Annotated in this window: 21 protein-coding genes; 15 read left to right on the top strand and 6 right to left on the bottom strand. The window is 68.1% G+C overall.

Features of this window, described 5'->3' with window-relative positions; genetic code table 11:
• Positions 1 to 144 precede the first annotated feature (144 nt).
• The 3 genes from ACP156_RS08165 to ACP156_RS08175 are packed head-to-tail and all read left to right on the top strand — an operon-like array spanning position 145 to position 2,255.
• The gene (locus tag ACP156_RS08165) at positions 145 to 696 is read left to right on the top strand and encodes a hypothetical protein (RefSeq protein ID WP_425050775.1); all 552 of its coding nucleotides are present in this window, start codon (positions 145 to 147) and stop codon (positions 694 to 696) included.
• 59 nt (positions 697 to 755) lie between these two features.
• Positions 756 to 1,289 (top strand): DUF2244 domain-containing protein, encoded by a 534-nt coding sequence (locus tag ACP156_RS08170; RefSeq protein WP_425050776.1) that lies wholly within the window; start codon positions 756 to 758, stop codon positions 1,287 to 1,289.
• Between the two features lie 6 nt (positions 1,290 to 1,295).
• Entirely contained in the window at positions 1,296 to 2,255 is a 960-nt protein-coding gene (locus tag ACP156_RS08175; RefSeq protein ID WP_425050777.1) for a hypothetical protein, read from the top strand.
• A 4-nt stretch (positions 2,256 to 2,259) separates the two neighbouring features.
• Here ACP156_RS08175 and ACP156_RS08180 read toward each other — a convergent pair whose 3' ends face one another.
• Both ACP156_RS08180 and ACP156_RS08185 read right to left on the bottom strand, forming a co-directional pair.
• A complete protein-coding gene (locus ACP156_RS08180) occupies positions 2,260 to 3,537 on the bottom strand; it encodes an NAD(P)/FAD-dependent oxidoreductase (protein ID WP_425050778.1) in 1,278 nt (425 codons plus the stop codon).
• Positions 3,527 to 5,020 carry an aldehyde dehydrogenase family protein gene (locus ACP156_RS08185; RefSeq protein WP_425050779.1) on the bottom strand — a complete coding sequence of 498 codons (1,494 nt, stop codon included), beginning with the start codon at positions 5,018 to 5,020 and terminating at the stop codon, positions 3,527 to 3,529. The genes ACP156_RS08180 and ACP156_RS08185 overlap by 11 nt, the downstream gene beginning before the upstream one ends.
• Positions 5,021 to 5,150: 130 nt before the next feature.
• Here ACP156_RS08185 and ACP156_RS08190 point away from each other — a divergent pair, with 130 nt between their 5' ends.
• The 8 genes from ACP156_RS08190 to ACP156_RS08225 all read left to right on the top strand — a co-directional run bounded on the left by ACP156_RS08190 (position 5,151) and on the right by ACP156_RS08225 (position 16,134).
• The gene (locus tag ACP156_RS08190) at positions 5,151 to 6,068 is read left to right on the top strand and encodes a LysR substrate-binding domain-containing protein (protein WP_425050780.1); all 918 of its coding nucleotides are present in this window, start codon (positions 5,151 to 5,153) and stop codon (positions 6,066 to 6,068) included.
• A gap of 162 nt (positions 6,069 to 6,230) precedes the next feature.
• Positions 6,231 to 8,060 (top strand): peroxidase family protein, encoded by a 1,830-nt coding sequence (locus ACP156_RS08195; protein ID WP_425050781.1) that lies wholly within the window; start codon positions 6,231 to 6,233, stop codon positions 8,058 to 8,060.
• A gap of 420 nt (positions 8,061 to 8,480) precedes the next feature.
• Positions 8,481 to 9,314: a sugar transferase gene (locus tag ACP156_RS08200; RefSeq protein WP_425050782.1), complete on the top strand. Its 834-nt coding sequence runs from the start codon at positions 8,481 to 8,483 to the stop codon at positions 9,312 to 9,314.
• A 57-nt stretch (positions 9,315 to 9,371) separates the two neighbouring features.
• Complete coding sequence (locus ACP156_RS08205; protein ID WP_425050783.1) at positions 9,372 to 10,208, top strand: CpsD/CapB family tyrosine-protein kinase; 837 nt, start codon at positions 9,372 to 9,374, stop codon at positions 10,206 to 10,208.
• 11 nt (positions 10,209 to 10,219) lie between these two features.
• Positions 10,220 to 10,564, top strand: coding sequence for a hypothetical protein (locus ACP156_RS08210; protein ID WP_425050784.1), 345 nt, complete (start codon positions 10,220 to 10,222; stop codon positions 10,562 to 10,564).
• A 77-nt stretch (positions 10,565 to 10,641) separates the two neighbouring features.
• A complete protein-coding gene (locus tag ACP156_RS08215; RefSeq protein WP_425050785.1) occupies positions 10,642 to 11,754 on the top strand; it encodes a metallophosphoesterase family protein in 1,113 nt (370 codons plus the stop codon).
• Complete coding sequence (locus tag ACP156_RS08220) at positions 11,751 to 14,348, top strand: AAA family ATPase (protein ID WP_425050786.1); 2,598 nt, start codon at positions 11,751 to 11,753, stop codon at positions 14,346 to 14,348. The genes ACP156_RS08215 and ACP156_RS08220 overlap by 4 nt, the downstream gene beginning before the upstream one ends.
• Positions 14,349 to 14,457: 109 nt before the next feature.
• Positions 14,458 to 16,134, top strand: a complete 1,677-nt coding sequence (locus ACP156_RS08225; protein WP_425050787.1) for a cyclic peptide export ABC transporter — start codon at positions 14,458 to 14,460, stop codon at positions 16,132 to 16,134.
• On the opposite strand, the gene ACP156_RS08230 is transcribed toward ACP156_RS08225, so the two are convergent.
• Positions 16,131 to 18,416 carry an AfsR/SARP family transcriptional regulator gene (locus ACP156_RS08230; RefSeq protein WP_425050788.1) on the bottom strand — a complete coding sequence of 762 codons (2,286 nt, stop codon included), beginning with the start codon at positions 18,414 to 18,416 and terminating at the stop codon, positions 16,131 to 16,133. The two genes, ACP156_RS08225 and ACP156_RS08230, sit on opposite strands and share 4 nt — an antisense overlap.
• 127 nt (positions 18,417 to 18,543) lie before the next feature.
• Positions 18,544 to 19,254 (bottom strand): type II CAAX prenyl endopeptidase Rce1 family protein, encoded by a 711-nt coding sequence (locus ACP156_RS08235; RefSeq protein ID WP_425050789.1) that lies wholly within the window; start codon positions 19,252 to 19,254, stop codon positions 18,544 to 18,546.
• Positions 19,255 to 19,814: 560 nt separating this feature from the next.
• Between ACP156_RS08235 and ACP156_RS08240 the strand changes: the two genes are divergently transcribed.
• From ACP156_RS08240 to ACP156_RS08250, 3 genes are read left to right on the top strand one after another with little or no spacing between them, the layout of a single operon-like run.
• Complete coding sequence (locus tag ACP156_RS08240; protein ID WP_425050790.1) at positions 19,815 to 19,973, top strand: hypothetical protein; 159 nt, start codon at positions 19,815 to 19,817, stop codon at positions 19,971 to 19,973.
• A 56-nt stretch (positions 19,974 to 20,029) separates the two neighbouring features.
• Positions 20,030 to 20,353 (top strand): TfoX/Sxy family protein, encoded by a 324-nt coding sequence (locus ACP156_RS08245; protein WP_425050791.1) that lies wholly within the window; start codon positions 20,030 to 20,032, stop codon positions 20,351 to 20,353.
• A 36-nt stretch (positions 20,354 to 20,389) separates the two neighbouring features.
• Positions 20,390 to 20,782 (top strand): DUF4112 domain-containing protein, encoded by a 393-nt coding sequence (locus tag ACP156_RS08250; RefSeq protein ID WP_425050792.1) that lies wholly within the window; start codon positions 20,390 to 20,392, stop codon positions 20,780 to 20,782.
• A 331-nt stretch (positions 20,783 to 21,113) separates the two neighbouring features.
• Here ACP156_RS08250 and ndk read toward each other — a convergent pair whose 3' ends face one another.
• Positions 21,114 to 21,536, bottom strand: coding sequence for a nucleoside-diphosphate kinase (ndk, locus tag ACP156_RS08255; RefSeq protein ID WP_425050793.1), 423 nt, complete (start codon positions 21,534 to 21,536; stop codon positions 21,114 to 21,116).
• Positions 21,537 to 21,696: 160 nt separating this feature from the next.
• The gene (locus ACP156_RS08260) at positions 21,697 to 22,110 is read right to left on the bottom strand and encodes a DUF6636 domain-containing protein (protein WP_425050794.1); all 414 of its coding nucleotides are present in this window, start codon (positions 22,108 to 22,110) and stop codon (positions 21,697 to 21,699) included.
• An 82-nt stretch (positions 22,111 to 22,192) separates the two neighbouring features.
• On the opposite strand from ACP156_RS08260, the gene ACP156_RS08265 reads away from it, so the two are divergent.
• Entirely contained in the window at positions 22,193 to 24,043 is a 1,851-nt protein-coding gene (locus ACP156_RS08265; RefSeq protein WP_425050795.1) for an ABC-F family ATP-binding cassette domain-containing protein, read from the top strand.
• Positions 24,044 to 24,130: the final 87 nt, after the last annotated feature.

A 24,130-nucleotide genomic window follows, 5' to 3' on the forward strand; every position in this document is an offset into this window, starting at 1 on the left:
ACGGGAAAGCCCCAACTTGCGTTGCGACACCCAAAACCGTGACTGGACCGGCGCGGGTTCCGGGCTACCTCGCGCCGAACGACGGATCGCAAGCCGGTCCAGATGCATTGAACCCGCGCGCGAAGACACGACCCATATTTGAAAATGAGCGCCCCTCTCGCCATAGCTCTTGGACTTCTGCCGCTGCCTGCGCTTCTGGCCGGCCGAGCGCGCTGGCCCGGCTGGCTGGTGCTCGCCGTAGCGCTTTTGTGGCTTGGCACCGCACTGGCGACGCTCATCGCGCTGCCGCGCCTGCAGCACGGCGCGGTCGGCATGGCGCCGATGAACTATTACGCCGTGATCCAGGGCCACTATGTGATCAGCCTTGCGCTGCTGTTCCTTGCAGCCGGGGCGATCTATCTTGCCCTGTCGCGGTTCGGCGCGCTGATCCGTCCCGGCCTGTCGGCGCTGCTTATTTACGCGGCGCACGGGCTGATGCTGGTGCCTCTTTATATCAGCGCAACGATGGCGGGGATGACCCTGCCGCGCCGGTACGAGGATTACACCATCGCTTATGACCGCGCGAACGAGTGGGCCGAGTCCGCTATCCTGCTGGCGCTGATCGCCGCCGGGGCCTTTATCGTCCTGGCCTTCGCGGGCATCATCGTGCGGCTGCGCGGCGACGGCCCGGACGGTCCGCCCGACACGCCCACCTGACCGACCTGCGCCACGCTGCCCACTGGTCGGACGAAACTTAACGGCTTAGACACGGCCACATGCCCTATCGCTGGACACACGGACACTCGGCCCCCCTTGCGGAACAGGCACCGGACCCTGCACCGGTCTGGACGCTGGACATTTGGCCGCACCGCTCGCTGTCGCCCGAGGGGTTCGTGGCCTTCTTCGGCATTACCTTCCTGATGGTGCTGGTGCCGCTGTTCTCGGTCATCGGCTCGCCGGTGCTGTGGGGGCTGTTGCCCTTCGTGATGGGCGCGCTGGCGCTGACATGGAAGATGATGCGCCACAACGCCCGCGACGCGGTCGAGAAGACCGAGGAACTGCTGATCTGGCCCGACCGGATGACGCTGGTGCGCAAGGACATCCGCAAGCCCGAGCGGCGGTGGGAAGCGAACCCCTACTGGATCCGCGTCGAGATCCACAAGAAGGGCGGCCCGGTCGAGAACTACGTCACACTCAGCGGCGCGGGCCGAACCGTCGAACTCGGCGCCTTCCTCAGCCCCGAGGAACGGGCAACGCTGCACGACGAATTGGTCGAGCGGCTTGCACGGCTGGGCCAGCCGTCGCAATAGGGCCGTATGAGCCTGTGGATCGCCCTGCCCCTTGTCCTTGTCCTGATGGCCGCCGCCGGCATCTGGGTGCATCACCTGTTCGAGGGCGAGTGGCTGCCCGCCGACCTGTGGCGCGAGTGGAAGCTGTCGCGCACCCCTCTTGCGGCGCTGGACGACCGCTGGGCCGAAGCGGACCGCTCGGACATCGTGGTGACCCTGACCACCACCCCCAGCCGCATCGGCCTGCTGGAACCCACGCTGAAAAGCCTGCTGGACCAGTCGCGCCCGCCCGCCCGTATCGTGCTGAACGTCCCCGAATTCAGCGCGCGCGAGCAGGTGGCCTATGTGGTGCCCGAGGCGCTTGAGCGCCTGAAGTCGCTTCAGATCCGCCGCTGCGCCGATCTTGGCCCCGGCACCAAGCTGATCCCCTCGGTGCTGGCCGAGCCACCGGAGACGCTGTTGCTGGTGGTCGACGATGATCGCATCTACCCGCGCTGGCTGATCTCGCGGTACGAGACCGCGGTCAGAAAGGACCCCGAGGTCGTCCATACCATGTCGGGCTGGATCGCCCCGGCTGACCTCACCGACCGGATGACCACCATCCGCTCGAACCTGTTCATGCAGCCCCCGGCCCCGATCCGCGCCAGCCGCCTGCGCCGCCCACGCCCGGTCGACATCTTTCAGGGCGTGATGAGCTATCTCGTCCGTCCCCGGTTCTTCGACACCGCGCGGCTGGCGGATTTCTCGCAAGACCCGGCAGAGACGCGCTATGTCGACGACGTGCGGTCCTCGGCCCTGTGCAACGTGCCGATCCGGGTTCTGCCCGCGCCGTCGCTGAGTTTCGTGCCGAAGGCGCAGGCCAAGCTGCTGCAAAGCACGCGGCTGGGATTGGTGAACCGGGTGCCGGGCGAAGGTCACAACCGCAACAACACCATCGCGCTGAAGCATTTCGCCGACCGTTGGACGGTGGGCGGACCGAAGGGCTGACGCCTCAGACCAGACGCCGCGCATGGTCCAGCGCCGCTCCGGTCTCGTAATAGACCGACCGAAGGCGGGTGAACCGCTCGGCATAGCGGTCGACCGGGGTCAGCGGCAGCGCGTCGGGATCGTCCCGCAACAGCGCCTGCGCGGCGGCGGTGCCGAACACCGTGCCCGGAGCGATGCCGCGCCCCGAATAACCGAATATCGCGTAGGCCCCCGGCCCGAACCCGACCACCTTGGGAATGTGATCCGAGGTCATGCCGATCCGCCCGTGCCACGCATGCTCGAAGGTCAGCGTGCGGTCCTTCACCTGCGGGAACAGCCGCGCCAGCAGCTTCTTCGCAAAGGCATCGTGGATCGGGCCAGTCGGCGCACGGCGGTTGCCCATCGCCCCCACGATCAGCCGCCCGGCGGCGTCGACCCGGAACGAGTTCATCACCATCGTGGTGTCCCAGCATCCCTCGCCCCCCGGCAGGATCTGGTCCCGCAGGTCCGCGTCAAGCCGCGCGGTGGCGTATTGCGAGAAGCCGACGATCGCGGCCTGCGGTCGGAACGGGTCGTCGATCCCAAGGTGATAGGCGTTGGTCGCCAGCAGCAGCTTCCGCGCCCGGACCGTGTGGCCGTTTGCGCTCAGACGCCACGTCTCGCCGTCACGGGTCAGCGCCGTCACAGGGCTTTGCGCGTGCAGCTTGGCGCCCGCAGCCACCGCCGCCCGCGCCAGTCCGCGGCAGTAGCCCAGCGGCTGCACCGTGCCCGCGCGCGGGTCCAGCAGCGCGCCATGGATCACCTCGGTCCCGACCCGCGCCCGCGCCTCGGCGGCGTCCAGCAGACGCACCGGCGCGCCGATGCGGTTGCCTTGCCGAAACCGGGTCTGAAGATCCTCCAGCCCCTTTTCGGAATGCGCGCAATGCAGCGTACCGGCCTGCACCGCCTCGCAGGCGATGCCGTGCTCTTTGACCTTGGCGAACACCGTGGCCGGTCCGGCCGCCAGCGCGTCCATCAGGCGCGCGGAAGGCGCTTCGCCCATCAGCGCGACGATTTCGTCCGGCGGCAGCCAAAGCCCGGCGTTAACCAGCCCGACGTTGCGCCCCGAGCCGCCATAGCCGATCCGCCGGGCTTCCAGCACGCAGACCGACGCACCCGCGCGCGCCGCTTCCAACGCCGCGCTACAGCCAGTGAAGCCGCCGCCGATCACCGCAAGGTCGACCGTCGCATCCCCTGTCAGCGGCGGCGCCTGTACCGTCTCGGCACAGGTCGCCTCCCACAGGTTGCCCGGCTCAGATGTCAAACTTGACGCCCTGTGCCAGCGGCAGTTCCGCCGAGTAGTTCACCGTGCTGGTCTGCCGCCGCATGTAGCCCTTCCACGCATCCGAGCCGCTTTCGCGCCCGCCGCCGGTGGCTTTCTCTCCTCCGAAGGCCCCGCCGATCTCGGCGCCCGACGGGCCGATGTTCACGTTGGCGATGCCGCAGTCGGATCCCACCGCCGAAACGAAGGTCTCGGCCTCGCGAACGTTCAGGGTGAAGATGCACGACGACAGGCCCTGCGGCACGTCGTTCTGAATCGCAATGGCCTCGTCGAGGTCACTGTAGCCCAGCACGTAAAGGATCGGCGCGAAGGTCTCGGCGCGCACGGTGTCGGTCTGCTTGGGCATCTCGACGATTGCCGGTGTCACGTAAGCGCCACCGGCGACACCCTCGGCCACCGCGCCGCCGCGAACGGTGCCGCCCTCGGCCTTTGCGGCCTCCAGCGCCTTCATCATCGCGTCCTGCGCGCCCTTGTCGATCAGCGGCCCGACCAGCGTCGACGCTTCGCGGGGATCGCCGATCGGCAGCGAGGCATAGGCCTTCGCCAGCTTCTCGACCAGTTCGGCGCGGATGCTTTCGTGTACGATCAGGCGGCGCAGCGAGGTGCAGCGCTGGCCGGCGGTGCCGACAGCCGAAAACACGATGGCGCGGATCGCCATGTCGAGGTCCGCCGTGGGCGCCACGATCATCGCGTTGTTGCCGCCCAGCTCAAGGATACAGCGCCCGAACCGCGCGGCGACCTTGGGGCCCACGATCTCGCCCATCCGGGTCGAGCCGGTGGCCGAGATCACCGGAACTTCACGCGCATTCACCAGCGCCTCGCCGATCTCGGGGCCGCCGATGGCAAGCTGCACCAGCCCCTCGGGCGCCTTGCCGAAGCGTTCGGCGGCGCGGGCGAAGATCTTCAGGCAGGCCATAGCGGTCAGCGGCGTCTTTTCTGACGGCTTCCAGATCACCGGATCGCCACAGACCAGCGCCAGTGCGGCGTTCCACGCCCATGGCGCGACGGGGAAGTTGAACGCGGTGATCACGCCGACCGGCCCCATCGGGTGCCATGTCTCGGCCATGCGGTGCCCCGGACGCTCGGAGGCGATGGTCAGACCGTACAACTGCCGCGACAGGCCCACGGCGAAGTCGCAGATGTCGATCATCTCCTGCACCTCGCCCAATCCCTCGGACACGATCTTGCCGGCCTCCAGCGTCACGATGGCGCCGAGTTCGTCCTTTGACTTCCGCAACTCTTCGCCGAACAGCCGCACCAGTTCGCCCCGTTCGGGCGCGGGTACCTTGCGCCACGCGGAGAACGCCTCTTGCGCCTGCGCGATGACGGCGGGCATCACGGTGGCGGGCGTCTGGTGGACCTTGGCGATCTCTGCCCCGTCGATGGGGCTTTTCACGGTAAGGGTGCCGCCTTTCAGCTCGTCGTCGCTCAGGCCGGCCTTTTTCAGGTCATCGAGGCTGTGCATGTCGTATCTCTCCAGTCTTATCCCCACGTCCGCGGCGCGCGTGGGGCGGATGCATCATCCAACCATCTTTATCCAAACGCGCGGTGGGTGCATAACGACAATAACTCGACCGGACTGGACAAAAACTCACATGATCGCGCCCCGCCGTTTCCTGCCGTCGATGAGTTCCCTGCTGGCCTTCGAGGCCGTCGAGCGGCTGGGCAGCGCCACCGCCGCCGCCGAGGAACTGTCGTTGACCCATTCCGCCGTGAGCCGTCAGCTGAAGGTGCTGGAAGGCCAGCTTGGCGTGCCTCTGTTCCGGCGCGAGCGGCACGGGATGGCGGTGACGCCCGCAGGCCGCGACTATGCTCAGGCGGTGCGCGACAGTTTGCGCGGGCTGTCCCGTGCCTCGCTGAAGCTGCGCGCGAACCCTTCCGGCGGCAGCCTGAACCTTGCGATCCTGCCCGCCTTCGGAATGCATTGGCTGGCGCCGCGCCTGCACGCCTTCGCAAAGGACCACCCCGAGGTGACGGTGAACCTGTCGACGCGGCTTGCCCCGTTCGAGTTCGACCGCGAACCGTTCGACGCCGCCATTCATTTCGGACAGCAGGACTGGCAGGGCGTGCAGTACCTCGAACTCTCGCGCGAACGCGTGGTGCCGGTCTGCGCCCCCTCGCTGCTGCCCGGCCCCGCCGCGCCCGAGGCGCTGCTGGACCTGCCGCTTCTGCACCTCGAAAGCCGCCCGTCAGGCTGGGAGGAATGGTTCGCCGCCCACGACACCCGCGCCGAGGGGCTGCGGGGAATGCTGTTCGACCAGTTCGCCACGATGGCCGAAGCGGCGGCGCTGGGATTCGGCGTGGCGCTGCTGCCGGACTACCTTGCCGAGGCGGAAATCACCCGGTCCCGCCTGATGCGCGCGGCCCATGGCGCAACCGAGGCGGCGGGGCGCTATTACCTCGTGTGGCCGCAGGGAACGCCGCGCCCCGCCCTGCAAGCCCTTGTTAAATGGCTTGAAACACAACCCAAAGACGAGCTTTCGGAAACGTTACGTCCGCTCACAGGTCATTGACCGGCCGGTCAGGAATACATTACCACCCCTAGATTTAACCTTGCGTCAACGGTGCTGGCGCTGCGAAGGTCTGCCCACATTGATTTCACCGGCCCTTTGACCCCGGCACTTTAGCCGGGGACTGCAAGGCTTTGACTTTATTTTATGATGGGGGATCGACAGATGTCGATACAGTTCCAGTCACACGGCGGCGGCCGTCGCCAGAACCAGCCCGAGAAGCGCAGCGTCCTTGCCTCTGACGCGACCATACCAGCTGCGGGTGACGTAGCGGCAGATGCGCGCGGCGATCTCGGCTATCTTTTCCCGCCATCCGGGAATCCCGATCACTACCTGCCCGACACCGTCCTCGCAGAACTCGACGAACTTGGCGACCTCATGGTGCCCGCGGCTCCGAACCCGGACGACCCGGCCCCTGCCGACATCACGGCGACGCCCGACAGCACGCTGCCGCCGGTGATGACCTACTGGGGTCAGTTTCTCGATCACGAACTGACCGCGCGCACCGACCGCGACACCGACTTCTCGAAGCTGCACGGCACCGGGCCGACCCACACGGCGGAACAGATCGAGCAGCAATTGAAGAACGCCCGTTCGCCGCGCTTCGACCTTGATAGTGTCTATGGCGGCCTGCCGCTGGGCAGCACGATGACCGCGGACCAGGCGCGCGATACCGCCAAGATCATCGCGGGGATGCGGCACCCGCATTACCGCAACAAGATGCGCGTGGGTCCGACTGTGCCGCACGGCCACCTGCCCGACAATCTTGACCCCTACCGCGACCTTCCGCGCTTTTCGCAGGTCGAACCGCATGTGCGCGACGCGTTCCTGCGGCTTGCGGAAAGCCAGATGGAGCCCGCCGATTTCGAGGACTTCAAGGAAGGCCTGCCGAAGCGGGCCATCATCGGCGACATGCGCAACGACGAGAACCTGCTGATCGCGCAGTTTCACCTGAGCTTCCTGCGGTTCCACAACCGCGCGGTGGATTACCTCGCCGCGCATGACACCGGCTGGCCGGCGGATTATTCCTCGGCCAAGGCGCTGACGACGCTGCATTACCAGTGGCTTCTGGTCGAGCAGTTCCTGATGTCGGTCTGCGACCCGGCGGTGGTGCAGCGGATCAAGGACGACAAGGCGAAGCACTTCTTCGAGTTCCGCGACGCCTACAACGCCCGCAACGGCACCGACACGCTGGGCGACGTGATCCCGCTGGAGTTCTCGGCCGCGGTCTATCGGTTCGGGCACACCATGGTGCGCAACGCTTATGATCTGAACAAGAACTTCGGCCGGCCCGGCACCCACACCCACGACGCCAAGTTCGAGAGGATCTTCCTAAACACCGGCGGCGGCGGGTTCCGCGAGACCGCAAGCCAGGACAAGGCCGAGGGCAAGGCGCGGCTGCCGCAGAACATGATCGTCGACTGGTCCCGCTATGTCATCGCCGATCCCGACACCTCGGACGGCTTCCCGGCCCGCACCGCGCGCAGCATCGACACGCTTCTGGCGCCGCCGCTGGGCGATCTGGTGAACGAGGGCGACAAGGCCACCGACGCCGCGATGCGGGCGCTGGAACGGCAGCTGGCGCGGCGCAACCTGCGGCGCGGCTTCGCCTTGCGGCTGCCGACCGGACAGGCGCTTCACAAGCACCTGCAGGACATCGGCGCGGTTCTTAGCGGCCCTATTGCCGACATCACCACCGCGTTGGACAACAAGCCCGACCTCGCCGCCTTCCTTCAGGGCAGCGCCTCGAAGCTGCACGAGCGGACGCCGCTGTGGTTCTACATCCTCGCCGAGGCCGAGGCCGCCGGCGGCAACCATCTGGGCGAGGTCGGAAGCTGGATCACCGCAAGCTGCTTCCTTGGTGCGTTGCTGGATGATCCGGAAAGCGCCGTTTCGATCGGGTTCGGCCCGTCGCAAAGCCCTCTCAAGGCGCCCGACGGCTCTGAGATCGACAGCATCGAGAAATGGATGAAATTCGCGCTGGTGCTGGAGTAGCGTCCTCTTCCACGGCACAGGCGCAAGAGGGGCGCCCATTGCGGCGCCCCTCACCTTTTGTACTTCCTTCGAGTGCCCTGCTTCGCACCGGATCGTGACGCCCATTTCGGCCCCACGAATCATGGCCCGCAACACCCCGCAGGTTCCCTTTCCGCATCAATCCGGATGACCGGCGCAGTCTGTTTCAAACGCTGCAACAGGCCATTGCCGTCGTACGAGATGATTAGGTATATATTTCAGGAAGTTGTCATGAAACGCGATCAAATCTCGACTGGGCGATTAACGCCGCCAAAGTCTCGCCCTAATATTGGCAACATCAAGGCATTTTCACGGCGTGCTGCTGCTTGCTGGGGGTTATTGCGCCGCCGGATTGAGTGTCTTTCAGGTCTATGGGGTTTACGGGGTTCTTGGGGGACTAACATGAGGGATTTGACCGGGGTCGAAGCCGATCTGGCTGACTATTCGGCTGTCATGAGCATGGGAGAGCCCCGTCTTGGCCAGCCGCGGCTGCGTCCGGACACGACGGCGGGCGGCTACATCCGCTCGCAGGGCAGCGCCGCCGGCGCTTCCGTTCCGACTTCGCTGCCGTCTCGCGGCGCGTCTGCCAACACGCCGGTCGCTCCGACGAAGACCTCTCGTCCGACCTCGTTCTACCGTGCCCGCGGCAAGCGCCTGCTGGACATCGCCTTCGTGCTGCTGACCCTGCCCTTCACCCTACCGCTGCTGATGATGGGCGCGCTGATGGTCGCCCGCGGCGGTGGCCGTATCATCTACGTGCAGGACCGCGTCGGTCAGGGCGGCAAGATTTTCCGCATGGTGAAATTCCGCACCATGGTGGCCGATGCCGACGAACGGCTGGAAGCCTGCCTTGAAGCCGACCCCGAGATGCGGGCCGAATGGGACCGCACCCAGAAACTGAAGAACGACCCGCGCATCACCCGCTACGGCAAGTTCCTGCGCCGCGTTTCGCTGGACGAGCTGCCGCAGCTGCTGAACGTCCTGCGCGGCGACATGAGCATTGTCGGCCCGCGCCCGATGATGCCGCATCAAGTCGAGCAATACGGCGATACCGGCCCCTATATGGCCCACCGCCCCGGTCTGACCGGCGTCTGGCAGGTAATGGAGCGCAACGAAAGCGACTTCACCAGCCGCGCCCTGGCCGACCGCGAATACGACATGACCTGCTCGGCCGCCACCGACCTGCGTCTGATTTTCCGCACCGTCGGTGTCGTGCTTCAGGGTACCGGCTATTGACCGCCGCCCCGGCAGACGCTTTCGCCAGACAGGCCACGCCGGGGACCTGAGGGCAGGATGATACGGACTCTCGTTTCACGTCTCGACCCTCGCGGCGACCGCTCCGGGGCTGGCGGCAGCCGTCCGCCCGGCGGCGTGCCGCGTGAACACACGGCGCTGCCCGGCTCGTTTCCCGCCCTGACCGACCCGTCGCCGCCGCCCGCATGGGCGCGTCTGCGCCGCGTCGCCCGCAGCCCCAGCTACGGCCCGAAGGCAAAGGTGCGGCTGATCTCGTGCCGTCCGACCGACCCCGCCGCCAAGGCCTTCGAACATCTGCGCGGCCACCTGCTGCGGTCGCTGCCCGGCAACCGGATGGCGCGGATCGCGGTGATCTCGCCGACGCCGGACTGCGGCAGCACCTTCGCCGCCGCCAACCTCGCGCTTAGCCTGTCGCGGATCAGCGCGTTCCGGACCCTGCTGCTGGACCTGAACCTGCCCGATCCGGGGCTGGCCCGCGCCTTCGACATCAAGGGCACGGGCCCGCTGGAAGAGATGCTGACCGGCGCGCGCGCGCCCGAGCGTCACCTGTTCCGCATCGGCGAGACGCTGGCGCTTGGCCTGAACGACCGACCGGTCAAGGACGCCTCGGCCCTGATGCAGGGCGACGAGATGTGGGGTGTGCTGGACGGCATCCAGAACACGCTGGCCCCCGACATCACCCTGATCGACCTGCCGCCGCTACTGCGCGACGACACCACCCGGCTAGTTCTGCCGATGGTGGATGGCGTCCTGCTGGTCGCGGACGGCGCCCGCACCACCAGCCGACAGATCGCCGAGTGCGAACGAAGGCTATGCGACCGCGCCCCGTTGCTGGGCGTGGTTCTCAACCGCGCCGCAGATGTACCATCGGGCTGACCTCACCCACCATGACTGCCCTCCACACCGCCCGACATCTTCTGACCTCCCTTCGCCGCCGCCGCTTCGCGCTGGTGGCGATTGCGCTAGTCGTGACCGCTTTCGTGCTGCAGGGCCCGAAGCTTGCGGTGATCTTCGCCGCCTGCGCGCTTTTGCTGATCGACCCGAACCGGCCCACGATCCACACGGCCGAACAGATGGACCGCGAACTGGGCCTGCGCCCGGTGGTGTCGATCCCGCATTTCGCGAGCCCCGCCGAGAAGCTGCGCACCGACCGGCTGCACCGCTTCGTGCGGGTCGCCTCGATCACCGCGCTGCTGGTGTTCTTCGCGGACTGGCTGCTGCCCTTCCTGTAACGCGCGGAAGCGTTTGACTTCGCGCCGCTTTCCCGCGACCCTGCCGGCCACCGCGACGCAACCCACCGACCCGCCCCATGCGCTTCATCCACAGCTCCGACCTGCATCTCGGCCGGCGCTTCGCCAATATCCCCGAGCTGCCCGACACCAACACCCGTGGTCGCCTGATGGAAGCCCGGCACGGCGTCATTGGCCGTCTTGCCGCCGCCGCGCGGGACCATGGCGCGGAGCATGTCCTGTTGGCGGGCGACACGTTCGACACCGCGACTCCGTCCTCGATGGTGATCCGGCAGGCGCTTTCGGCGATGGGCGACGACCCGACCGTGCAGTGGTGGCTTCTGCCCGGCAACCACGACAACCTGCGCGACGCCGAACCGCTGTGGCAGGAAATCGTCCGCGACGCCCCTGCCAACGTCCACGCGCTGACCGAGGCCGCGCCGGTGCAGCTGGCCGATGACGCGACGCTGTTGCCCGCGCCGGTCACGTTCCGCAATCCCGGCACCGATCTTTCCGCCGCGCTGGTGGCGATGCCCTCGCCCGAGGGCGCGCGCCGCATCGGCCTTGCCCATGGCGGCGTCACCGACTTCACCGAAAGCGGCGCGCATATACCGCCCGACCGCGACCGCTCTGCCCGGCTCGATTATCTTGCGCTGGGGGACTGGCACGGGCGGATGGCGGTGGGCGACCGCATCCACTATCCCGGCACGCCCGAGCAGGACCGGTTCAAGCACGGCCGCCGTGGCGTTTGCCTTGCGGTGACGGTCGGCGGCGCGCTTGAGGTGACAGAGGTCGAAACGGGGCACTTCCTGTGGACCGAACTCGACCTGCCGCTTCACGCCGGTCAGGACGCCGCGGCGGCGCTGTCTGCGCTGCTGCCATCCTCCGGCCGCCGCGACACGCTGGTCCGCGTAAAGGCCAGCGGCTGGGCCGGACTGCCCGAGCAAGCCGCGCTGACCGCGGCCGCCGCGCACGCAGCGCCCGACTTCGCCGTGTTCGAGCTGGTGACGGCCGCGCTTGGCACCCATTACGAGACCGCCGATCTTGACGAGATCGACCGCGGCGGCGCCCTGCGCCTTGCCGCCGACCGCCTGCGCGCCGATGCCGAGTCCGAGACGTTGTCGCAGGACGACCGCGACATCGCCGCCGCCGCGCTGTCGCGCCTTTACGCCTACGTGAAGGACTCCGCATGAAACTGCGCGCCATCACGCTGGAGAACGTCCGCCGCTTCACCACGCCCGTCCGCGTCGCCGACATCGGCGACGGGCTGAACGTGTTGTCCGAGCCGAACGAGCACGGCAAATCCACATTGTTCGACGCGATACAGGCGCTGTTCTTCAAACCGCACGGCTCGCGCGACAGGGACATCACCGCCCTGCGCCCCCACGCGGGCGGCGCGCCTTGCGTGACGGTCGAGGTCGAGACCGGCGACGGCGTGTTCGCAATCAGCAAGCAGTGGCTGTCGAAGCCTTCCGCAACCGTGACGCGCACCGGAACCCTTGTTGCGCAGGCCGATCAGGCAGAGGCGTGGATTGCCGACCTTCTGGGTGGCGGCGCGGGCGATCCCTCTGGGCTGGTCTGGGTCCGGCAGGGCATGACCGGGCTGACCCTGGCCAGCAAGAAGGAAGAGGAAAGCGCGCTGGAAGCCCGGCGCGATCTGCTGTCCTCGGTCACCGGCGAGGTCGAGGCAATGACCGGCGGGCAGCGGATGGACAATGCGCTGCGGCGCTGCGAGGCCGAACTGGACGTCTATGCCACCAGCACCGGGCGCCCCAAGGCGAACGGCCCGTGGAAGGACGCACAGGACGACGTCGCGCGTTTGCAGGAGGACCACCGCAACCTGACCGCCACCGCCGAGGCGCTGCACGAAGCGCTCGACCGCCGTCGCCGCGCACAGCGCGCGTTGCGCGAGCTGGAAGACCCCGAGGCCGTCGCCGCCCGCGCCGCCCGGCTGGAAGCCGCGACCGCCGCCCACCGCGCCGCTGAACGGCATGGCGCGCAGGTGGACGACGCGACCCGCGCCCGCGACGCCGCCCGGCTGACGCTGAGTGCCACGCAGGACACGCTCGACCGCTTCCGCGCGGCGCTTGCCGACCGGGCCGAGGCGCAGACCCAGTTCGACGCCGCGGATCAGGCCGCAACTGCCGCAAAGGCCGCTTACGAGAAGGCGCGCGCCCGCGCTGTCGAGGCCGGGACGGCGCTGGAAACCGCGAAGGCCGCCGAAACGCAGGCAGACGCCACCGCCCGCAAGGCGCGGCAGCAGCAGGCCGCCCGCGACGGCGCGGCACGGCGCACGGAACTGGCCTCGCGGATCGCCAAGGCGCAGGACCTTCGGGTCCAGATGGAAACCGAAAGCGCCGCCGCGAAGACCGGCCCGGACGCCGCCGCGCTGCGCGACCTCGAGGCGAAGGCGCAGGCCGTCGTGGTGGCCGAAGCCGCGCGCGCCGCGCAGGCGCCGCAGGTCACAGTGACATATGACCCCGGTGCCGAAGGCCGCGTCAGCCGCGACGGCATCGCGCTGGACAACGCAACCCCGCTTGCCATCGTCGGGCCCACCACGCTGACCCTCGACGGCATTGGCAGTCTCGATATTCAGCCGGGTGCTGCGATGGGCGACGAAGCCTCGGTCGAGACCGCTCGCCGCGCGCTGCAGCAGGCGCTTGATGCGCGCGCCCTGCCCGACCTCGATGCGGCCCGCAAAGCCGCCGAAGCCCGCGCCGAGGCCACCCGCCGCCATGGCGAGGCGGCGGCTGTCTTCGCCTCGCTTGCTCCCGACGGGCTTGAAGCGCTTCAGGCGGCGCTGGCCGCGATCCCCGAAGCCGCCGAGGACGACGACACGCCGGACACCGCCACCGCCGATGCCGCGCTTGCGCAAGCCGCCGAGGCTCGCGTCGCCGCGCAATCGGCCCGTGACGCGGCGAACGAGGCGCTGTCGGACGCACGCGCCGAGGCGACCCGCACCGACACCGCCCGCACCGCCGCCGCCGACCGGCTGCGCCGTGCGAAGGAGGCCCTGGCGAAGCACGGCGACGCCACCGACGAGGCGCTGACCGCCACCCGTGCCGCCGCTGCCACCGATTTGGAACAGGCCGAGGCCACGCTGGACGAGCGCCGGCGCGCGGCGCCGGACCTTGACGCCGCCGCCGCAACGCTGGCCCGCGCGCAGTCCGTCGATGCGCAGGCCCGCGCCGACATCGCCCGGCTGAAACCCGAGATCGCCACCTTCGACGAACGCATCAACGCGGGCTCTGGCAACGCGGTCGAGGAACGTCTGGCCGAGACTGCCGAGCAACTCGAAGCCGCCCGCGCCCAGCTTGACCGGATCGAGCGCGAAGTGGCCGTGCTGACCCTGCTGAAACAGGTTCTGGAAACCGCGCGGACAGAGGCGCGGGAACGCTATTTCGCGCCCATTGCCAAAGAGTTGCAGCCGCTTCTTCACATCCTGTGGCCAGAGGCGGAACTGCAATGGGCGGACGAGACCCTGCTGCCCGAGGCTTTGACCCGCGACGGTCAGGAGGAGAAGCTGAACATCCTGTCCGGCGGAACGCAGGAGCAGATCGCGCTACTGGTGCGGCTGGCCTTCGCCCGGATGCTGGCACGGGGCGGACGCCATGCGCCGGTGATCCTTGACGATGCGCTGGTGTTCACCGACGACGACCGGATCGAACGGATGTTCGACGCGCTGCACCGGCAGGCGGGCGACTTGCAGATCATCGTCCTCACCTGCCGTCAGCGCGCCTTCCGCGACCTTGGCGGCCGCACCCTGACGCTGGCGCCCGCAGAATGACCCCTGCCTGACCCCTGCGCGCCGCCGAAGCCGCCCCACGTTGACCCCACCCGCCCGATATGGTTCCTGACCCCACGGTCCCCTGACCCGGCCACAGACGAAAGCCCCGATGTCCCAATCCGCCTTCGGCAAGCTCAACGACCTGATCGGATTTCTGGTCCGCGAGGGCGGTTTCCTGAAAAGCCCGATCGTGCTGTACGCGTTCCTTGCCTCGGGCAGCCGGACGCTGATGATCTATGCGGTGAACCAGGCGGCGGCGCGCGGCGGGGCGGACCTGCCGATGCTGGGGCTCTTGCTGTTCGCGGTCGTGACCTCGCTGATCACCGCGCACTGGGCCCGCGTCACCGGCATCCGGCTGGTCGAGGCGATCAACCACCTGTTGCGCCGCCGCGTGGCCGATGCGGTGCTGAACGCCGATGTCAGCTTTTTCCAGTCGCGTGAACCGGGTCAGGTCTATTCGACCCTGACCGGCCACACGATGATGGTGTCGAACACCATGACGCGGCTGGCCGACATGCTGCAGGCGGTGCTGCTGCTGATCTTCTGCTTTGGCTACATGGCGCTGGAAAGCTGGCCCGCCGTTGTCGCCAGCATCGTCTCGCTGTCGCTGGGCGTCGGTGCGTTCCTTCTGGCCGAGCGCCCGGCCCGCACCCTGCTGAAACGCGCCAACGACACGCGGGCCGAGTTCTACGACGCGATGAACGACCTGCTGCGCGGCTACAAGGAACTGCGGCTGCGGCAGGCCCGCCGGATCGACCTGTGGGACCGTGTCGACCGGGTGGTCGACGAAACGCGCGACCGCACCATCGCCGCCGAGCGGATCTTCAGCTACTCGGGCATCGCGGCCTCGGCCTCGCTGGCTGTCCTGCTGGTGTCCATCGTGACCCTGCTGCCGATGGTGACCGACGCTGACAGCGTGGTGATCCTGCAGGTGCTGACGGTGGTGCTGTTCACCTTCGGGCCCATCGAGTCCGTCGTGTCCGGCCTGCCCGGCTTTGCCCGCGCCTCGGTCGCGTTCGAGCAGATGAACGAGGTGCTGGCCGAGCTGGACGCCAACCCCGAGACCGAAGCCGTCCGCGCCGCGCAGGACAGCCGTCCGAAGTTCGACACGCTGGAGTTCCGGGGCATCACCGCCACCCTGCGCCGCCCGTCGAAGGCGCATGGCACCAAAGCGGACGACAGTTTCACGCTTGGCCCCATCGACCTTGTGCTGAAGCCCGGCCAGTCGGTGTTCATCACCGGCGGCAACGGCATGGGAAAATCGACCTTCATGCAGATCCTCACGGGCCTGCGCCACGCGGACGGCGGCCAGATCCTGCTGGACGGAGAACCGGTCACACGCGACAGCGTCGGGCACTACCGGGGTCTGTTCGCTGCCGTGTTTTCCGAGTTCTACCTGTTCCGTCAATTGTACGGCCTGACCGAGGAGGAGCGCGCCTCGCTACAGCACCACATCGACGAATTGGGCCTGTCTCAGGGCGTCTCGATCGAGGGCGATGCGTTTTCGTCCCTGTCGCTGTCGACCGGGCAGATGCGCAGGCTGGCGTTGTCCATCGCGCTGGCGGAAGAGCGGCCGATCATCGTGCTGGACGAGTTCGCCGCCGATCAGGACCCTGTCCGCCGCGCGTTCTTCTACGATGTGCTGGTGCCGCGTCTGGCGAAGAACGGGCATCTCGTGATCGCGGTGACCCATGACGAGCACTGTTTCGACAAATGCGACCGGCTGATCCGGATGGAGGATGGCAAGATCGTCCTCGACCGCCAGCCCGCAGCCGCGACGGCCTAGTCCATCGCCAGCCGTTGCCGCAGCGCCTGCGCCGCCTTCAGGTCCGCTGTCGGCGGGCCGCCCGGCTCTATCGCCGCCAGCCCTTCTTCCAACCGCCGGATCGCATCGCGTACGCGCCCCTCGCGGCGCAGGTGACCCGCATAGCTGACCGCCGCCCGCAGCCGGTACAGACCGCTTCCCGCCCGGCGCGCGGATTCCATCGACGCGATGAAACCCGCCTCTGCCTGCCCCTCGCCGCCGCGTCCCTGACGGACCAGCGCCAAAGCCTGAAGCCGCAGCAGATCCGGCTCGACCAGCAGCACGCCGGTCGCCGCGCCATGCGACAGGCCCTCGTCCGCCTGCACCAGCGCCTCGGCGGCGTCGCCGAGTTCCAGATGCGCCTCTGCCAGCCAGACGTGGAAGAACGGCACCGCCAGCGCCGCGCCCTTGGCGCGATAGGCCGACAGCGCTTCGGCGATCTGCGTCGTGCCTGCGGCGTCCCCCAGCCGGTCGCGAGCGCGGCCAAGAAGACCAAGTGCGAAGGCCTGCCAGTCCGGCCAATCGGCCGCCGCGTCATGGGCGGCCCGTGCCGCCGCCTCGGCCCCCACGGTTTCGCCAAGACTGTCCTGCATCAGCGCAGAGACAACGAGACACGCCATCAGCGTTTCCGGATGGCCCGCGCCCTGCGCCTCGGACACCGCGCGGCGCAGCGCCTCTCCGGCCCGGCCCGGCGCGCCGCGCAGGCACTGGACCCACGCATGCAGGCAGCGCCCCGACAGGCCGGGGTCGATGCCGAACAGGTCGGGCAGCGTATACAGCGCCTCGGCATGGGTCAGCACAGCCTCTGCCGCGCCAACGCGGCCCCGGAACAGCCGGGTGATGCCGGTCATGACCTGCCCGACGCCACCGGCCTCTGCCGGAAGCGCGGCGGTGCGGTCCCCGATGGAGGCCGCCGTGCGCAGGTCTCCCCGCCGCATCGCCGCGCGCCAGTCCTGCCACTGGGCCTCGGCTGCCGGGCCTTGCGGGACATCGCGGCGCGGGGCCGGCGGCGTAGGCGTGGGCATCGTCACCGGCACATCGGGCGGCACCACGCGCAGCGTCCCTGCCACTTCGGTCAGCGCGTAATCCTCGGCCAGCACCTCGCGCATGGCGAGATCGGCGCGCAACTCGCCCGGCGCGGCGCGGTGGGCCACTTGCACCGCCGCCTGCAGCGACCGCCCCGCGACCCGGCCCGACGCGGCGTCGAGCGCCACCAGCCCTGACGACAGCCCGCCGGCCGGATGCAGCATCCCGCCCTCGATGGGCAGCGGCTCGTCGGTCAGCATAAGCCCCGCCAGCGCGGCGCGGATCTCGGCCTCTGGGCCGCCGGTGAACAGCGCCACCACCCGGTCGCCCACCCCCGGCAGCATCCGGCCCTCCAGCCCCGTCACCGTGCGCTGCGCCAACGCCGCGAACTGCGCCTGAACACCCGCCAGCGTCTCGGGGTCGGTCGCGGGCGGCAGCGCGGCGATCTCGGGAAGGTGCACCACCAGAACCGCCGCGCCGTCGCGGGCCGAGGGCGTTCGGACCGGCTCTGGCAACGGATCGGAAGCGCGGATGCGCGCCGCCAGCGCCTCGGTCTCGGCAGAGGGCGCGGCGCCGGTCTCGCGGCTGAGGACGGCGCGGCAGGTTTCGAACTGGCGCAGCGCGTCAGAGCGGCGGCCAAGGGCGGCATAGGCGCGGATCAGGCTGCGGTGAGCGGCCTCGCGCATCGGGTCGATGGTCAGAAGCTGTTCTGCGGCCAGCGCGATGCGCCCGGCGTCGCCCGCCTCTTCGCTGGCGCGCAGCTGTTCGTCCAGCGCGGTCAGCGACAGGGTCCTCAGACGCGCCCGCTCTGCCTCGAGCCAGTCCATGAATGCCTCGGATCGCAGCGAGAAGCCCTGCATGAACAGCCCGCCGCAGATCGCCGCCGCTTGCCGAAGGTCGCCCAGACTGCCCGCCGCGCTGCGCCGTTCCAGTTCGGTCACGTCGGCCACCGGCGCGGCGCCGGTCCAGCGGATGCGGTCCTTGCCCGCCTCGACCGGTTCCAGCCCTGCCTGCCGCAACGCCTTGCGCAGCACGGCCAGTTCCTGCCGCAGGCTGGCGCGCGCCTGTTCCGCCGCGCTGTCGGGCCACAGGATCTCGGCCACAGCGGTCCGTAGCAACGACCGGCCGCCGGACAGCACCAGGAAGGCCAGCAGCGCCTGGCTGCGGCGGGACGGGATTCGCACTTCGGATCCGTCGGGCGCGGTCAGCCGCACCTCTCCCAACAATCTGATCTGCAAGCCCTGTCCGCCCTCCGCCATTCTGCGCGTCGCGCCACGGTCGACGGCGCGACCGGGGCTCAGACGAGTATGGCCCCGGCGGCGCGGGGCTCAAAGAAAATTTTTGCGGTGGTTTTGCGGTTGGGCGTCAGCCCGCGCGCTGCGCGGTGAGAGACCGCACAGGTTGTCTGAGCGCCATCAGTAGCGCCGCGAACAGCAGGTGCGCCCCGGCGAAGACAATTGCATAAAGCCAAAGCGCGTCGGCGCTGATTTCGGCCAGCAGGACCCGGCCGAACAGGACGTTGGTGGCTCCGTGCGCAAGCGCAACCACGAAGATGTTCATGCCCGCGACGCGCAGCGCCATGAAGGCCGTGGCAGTCCCGGCGGCAACGACCGCGGTCGGCATGCCATGAGGAAGATTGAACAAAGTCACCGCGATGGCCGAAGCGGCGAAGGCCAGCGGCAGGTTGTGGTGGAACACCTTCAGCACCGCCTCGCGGAAGAACAGATCCTGCGGCAGCGCGAAGATCAGGACCTGGATCGCCAGTGCCGCCGCCAGCTTGGGCATGGCGGGGATTACGACGACATAGGATGTGAAGATCGACGCGCAAGCGGCTGAAATTCCCCAGAGAAACGGCACAAACAACGCAAGCGCGAGCGTCCGTTGCCATGACCATCCAAGGTTCTCTTCCCCGTACAGCGCGCGTCCCGGCGCTCGAATCAAGTGCGCCGCGTCACGGCGAAGGATGGCGAGGGCGAAGAGACACATGGCGACCGCAAGGATCGAGACCGACGCGAGGGGGGTCATGCCGAAGTCGCCACGCCGCAGCAGCTCGCCGAGCCCGGCGACGAAAAACAAGCATATAGCGAACGTTAGAGGCATGATCGTCCCGGGAGTGTCTTAATTGCCATACCAGACTGAAATCGTTTTAAGGTCAACCCATTTTCAGTTGTAGTCCGCCGAAACGCAGCGGCAAGGGCCGGTAAAATTGATCACGGCGGGTAAACAAATTCGAACCTATCCACAGGATTGCGTGAAAGGGTTAATATGCAACCTGAGCGGGCAAGTTTTCGGGATCTGACCGAATCGTTTCCACAGTCGATACCGGCCCAACCGCCCGAATCCGGCGTTACAGCCCTTCGAACGCCGTCGATCTGACCGCCGGAAAACCTCGGAAAGCGTTATTTACAAGGGCGCAGCGTCAGATCGTGCCTGCGTCGCGCGCACTGGCTTATTCCAATCGATTTAAGCCTTATTGGAACGATCTTCGACACAATCGCCATACTCTCGCCCCATTTCCGCCCCCGGCCCGCCCAATCCTGGTGCTCGATTGGGTGAAAAGCCCCCTGTGGGCATAAGCTTTTCCGCAGGGAGCATCGCGGTCGGATCCACCACCGCGAAGTGAGGAGAGCGAAACCATGACTTCCAAGCAGAGCCCTGCGCCGGACAAAGGCCCGGACATCCGCAGCGAACAGCCGACCCACACCCAGGCACAGCCGAACCCGGACAAGCGCGTGTTCCGCCCCGCCGATCAAGCGGAAGAGACCGTGCGCTACAACGACTGGGCCAGCATCTAGGCTGATCCCGACGTTGCCGCTGGGCAGGGTCGCGGCAGCGGTCTAGACTGGGCCGCATGTCCGATCCCGTTTCCAGCATCCGCAACCTCGGCCCCGCGTCGGACCGCGCCTTTGCCCGCGCCGGTCTGTCGAGCGCCGACGAGGTCCGCGACCTTGGTGCCGACGAGGCGTATCGCCGCCTGCTGGCCAACGGCTCCAAGCCGCATTTCATCGGCTACTATGCGCTGGTGATGGGGCTTCAGGGCCGCCCGTGGAACGACTGCACCGGACCGGAGAAGGATGCGCTGCGCGTCCGTTTCGACGCGCTGAAGGCCGGCACCCCTGCCGAGGGGTCCGCGGCGCTGGCCGCCGCGCTGGACGAACTGGGCGTGCGTCTCTGACGGGAACTTCTGCGCTTGCCGCGACGTTCAAACGGCATGACGACAGAAACCACGAATATCCACACCGCCGCCGCCGCAGGCCCGATGCCGGCCCGCGACCTGACCCGCGAACTCGATGGGCTGGAAGCCATCGCGCACCGGATGGACACGCTGTTCCGCGTACCCGTGGTGGGCGTCCGGGTCGGACTGGACTCGATCCTCGGCCTGATCCCCGGCATCGGCGACACGGCGGCGCTGGCCCCGGCGGCCTACATCCTTTACCGCGCGCACGAGATGGGCGCGCCGAAGCACATGCTGGCGCGAATGGGCGTGAACGTCGGTCTGGACTGGCTGATCGGTCTGGTGCCGCTGGTGGGTGACCTTGCCGACATCGGGTTCAAGGCGAACCGCCGCAACGTCGCGATGCTGCGCCGGCATTTCGCGGCGTAGCGGTTGATGGGTCGGTTGCGGGATAATGAAGCGGGGCCGGTGCAGATGGGGTGAAACCCCATCCTACGCCGCCTTGCAGGTAGGATGGGGTTCCACCCCATCGTTACCTCACAAACCGACCGCGATCCCCATGTAGGATGGGGTTCCACCCCATCATTACCCCCCACAAACCGACCACGATCCCCATGTAGGATGGGGTTCCACCCCATCACCGCCCACCAACAAGCCGACCGCCAAGAAGCCCCCGCCAAACGGCCCCCCACCACCTCCCCGCAAACGCAAAGGGCCGCCCCAACCGGGACGGCCCCTGTTCCGCGATGGCGGAAATCTCTTACCCGACGATCTCGACACCGGCGAAGAAGAAGCTGATCTCTTCCGCCGCTGTCTCGGGGGCGTCCGAGCCGTGGACCGAGTTCTCGCCGACCGACTCGGCGAACTCGGCGCGGATGGTGCCGGCTTCGGCGTCGGCCGGGTTGGTCGCGCCCATGACTTCGCGGTTCTTCGCGATGGCGCCTTCGCCTTCCAGAACCTGAGCGACGACCGGCGCGGACGCCATGAACTCGCACAGTTCGTCGTAGAACGGACGCTCGGCGTGGACGGCGTAGAACTTGCCGGCCTGCTCTTTCGTGAGGTGGATCCGCTTCTGCGCGACGATACGCAGACCCGCTTCCTCGAACTTGGCGTTGATCTTGCCGGTCAGGTTGCGGTTGGTGGCGTCGGGCTTGATGATCGACAGCGTGCGCTCGATGGCCATTTGGTGTCTCCTTGCTACAAGGACCGGACAACGGCTGTCCGGCCCCGAAACTTTCATTGCGGGCCGGTTAGCACGGAGATTCGTCTTTGCAAAGCCCCGCCGCCGTCTCCGCACACCGCGTCCATTTCATCCCGACGCGACGATTTCACGACATCGGGCCCTAGTAGAGCACCTGTTCGTCCTGCCGCAGCGTGAACCCAAGGTTCTCGGCATTCAGGCAGGTCATGCCGCCATCTTCCGAGAAACAGGCCACCCCGCCGCGCGAATGGCTATAGCCGGGCTCCATCACCTGGATCGTCTCGTCGATGACCGTATCGTCGGTGCAAAGCACTTTCCCGCTGCCGGTGATGCCCACCTCGAAGGCATAGCCCCAGCCTGCCTCGCAATCCTGTGGCGGGTCGGCGAAAGTCAGTTCGCCGCCGTAGAGATCGCAGCGCACGTGGTTGCGTTCGCCGGTGACGATGACGCAGAACACCTCGCCCGCGCCCGACTGGAACGGCAGGTCCGGCAAGGGGGCGTCCTGCGCGGTGGCAGGCGTCGCGGCGGCGAGTAGAAGAACAGCAAACAGGCGCATCGGGGACCTCCGGACTTGCCCGAACCCTAAGGGCCCCCGCGCGCCATTGACAAGCGCCGCGCCGCACCGCATCCCCCGCCCCATGCTAAGGATCAACGACATCTCTTACGCCATCGAAGGTAAACCGCTGTTCGAGGGCGCCTCCGCCACCATCCCCACCGGCCACAAGGTCGGGCTTGTGGGGCGCAACGGCGCGGGCAAGACCACGCTGTTCCGCATCATCCGCGGCGAACTGGCGCTGGAAGGCGGCGACATCTCGCTGCCCGCCCGCGCCCGCATCGGCGGCGTCGCGCAAGAGGTGCCGGGCTCGGAGGTATCGCTGATCGACACGGTGCTGGAAGCCGACGTGGAACGCACCGCGCTGATGGCCGAGGCAGAAACCGCCACCGATCCGCACCGCATCGCCGAGATCCAGACGCGGCTGGCGGACATCGACGCATGGTCGGCCGAGGGACGCGCCTCGTCGATCCTGAAGGGCCTAGGCTTCACCGACGCCGAGCAGCAGATGCCGTGCTCCGCCTTCTCGGGCGGCTGGCGGATGCGCGTGGCGCTGGCGGCGGTGCTGTTCTCGGCCCCCGACCTTCTGCTGCTGGACGAACCGACCAACTATCTCGACCTCGAAGGTGCGCTGTGGCTGGAAAGCTACCTGGCCCGCTATCCGCATACGGTGCTGGTGATCAGCCACGACCGGGGTCTGCTGAACCGCGCGGTCGACAACATCCTGCACCTCGAGGACAAGAAGCTTACCTATTACACGGTGCCCTACGATGCCTTCGCCCAGCAGCGCGCCGCAAGGATCGCGCAGGCCGAGGCCGAGAACGCCAAGGCCAAGGCCCGCATCGCGCATCTGCAAAGCTTCGTGGACCGGTTCCGCGCCAAGGCGTCGAAGGCGGTGCAGGCGCAAAGCCGTCTGAAGATGATCGACCGGATCCAGCTGATCTCGACCCCGCAGGAAGCGGCGCTCAAGAAGTTCACCTTCCCCGAGCCCGAGGAACTGTCGCCGCCGATCATCAACCTCGAAGGCGTCGCGGTGGGCTATGGCGAGCGCACCGTGCTGTCGCGCATGACCCTGCGCATCGATCAGGACGACCGCATCGCGCTTCTGGGCCGCAACGGTCAGGGCAAGTCGACGCTGGCCAAGCTGCTGTCCGACCGGCTCGAGGCGCAGGCGGGCCGCATCACCAAGGCGCGCAAGCTGCGCATCGGGTTCTTCGCCCAGCATCAGGTCGACGAGTTGCGCGTCGAGGAAACGCCGCTTGAACATCTGCGCCGCCTGCTGCCGGACGAGTTGCCCACGAAACACCGCGCCCGTCTGGGCGGCTTCGGCCTCGCGCCGCAGGCCGAAACCGAGGTGGGCCGCCTGTCGGGGGGCCAGAAGGCGCGGCTGTCGCTGATGCTGGCGACGCTTGACGCGCCGCATCTGCTGATCCTCGACGAACCGACCAACCACCTCGACATCGAAAGCCGCGAGGCGCTGGTCGAGGCGCTGACCGCCTATACCGGCGCGGTGATCCTCGTCAGCCACGACATGCACCTTCTCAGCCTCGTCGCCGACCGGCTGTGGCTGGTGAAGGACGGCCATGTCGCGCCGTTCGAGCAGGACCTCGAAGCCTACCGCGCGATGCTTCTGTCCTCGGACAAGCCCGCCTCGGACAAGCCGAAGCCCGCCAAGCCCAAGGCGGTGCCGCGCGAGAAGATCCTCGAACTGCGGTCCGAGGTGCGCAAATGCGAAGCGCGGCTCGAGAAGCTGAACGAGATGCGCGACAAGCTGGCGACCAAGCTGGCCGATCCGGGGCTGTATGAGCCCGAGAAGGTCGGCGAGATGGCGGTCTGGCAGAAGAAATACGCCGAGGTGATGGACGGTCTCGACCGCGCCGAAAGCCTCTGGCTCGCCGCGCAGGAAAGTCTCGAGGCGGCCGAGACCCGCGCCTGACCCCTTCGCTTCTTCGGACAGGAAATATCCCGGGGGGAGCGTCGCAGGCGCGGGGGGGGGGGGGCCCCCCCCCCCCCCCCCCCCCCC

The sequence above is a fragment of the Psychromarinibacter sp. S121 genome, from assembly GCF_049801035.1.
Classification (GTDB): Bacteria; Pseudomonadota; Alphaproteobacteria; order Rhodobacterales; family Rhodobacteraceae; genus Psychromarinibacter.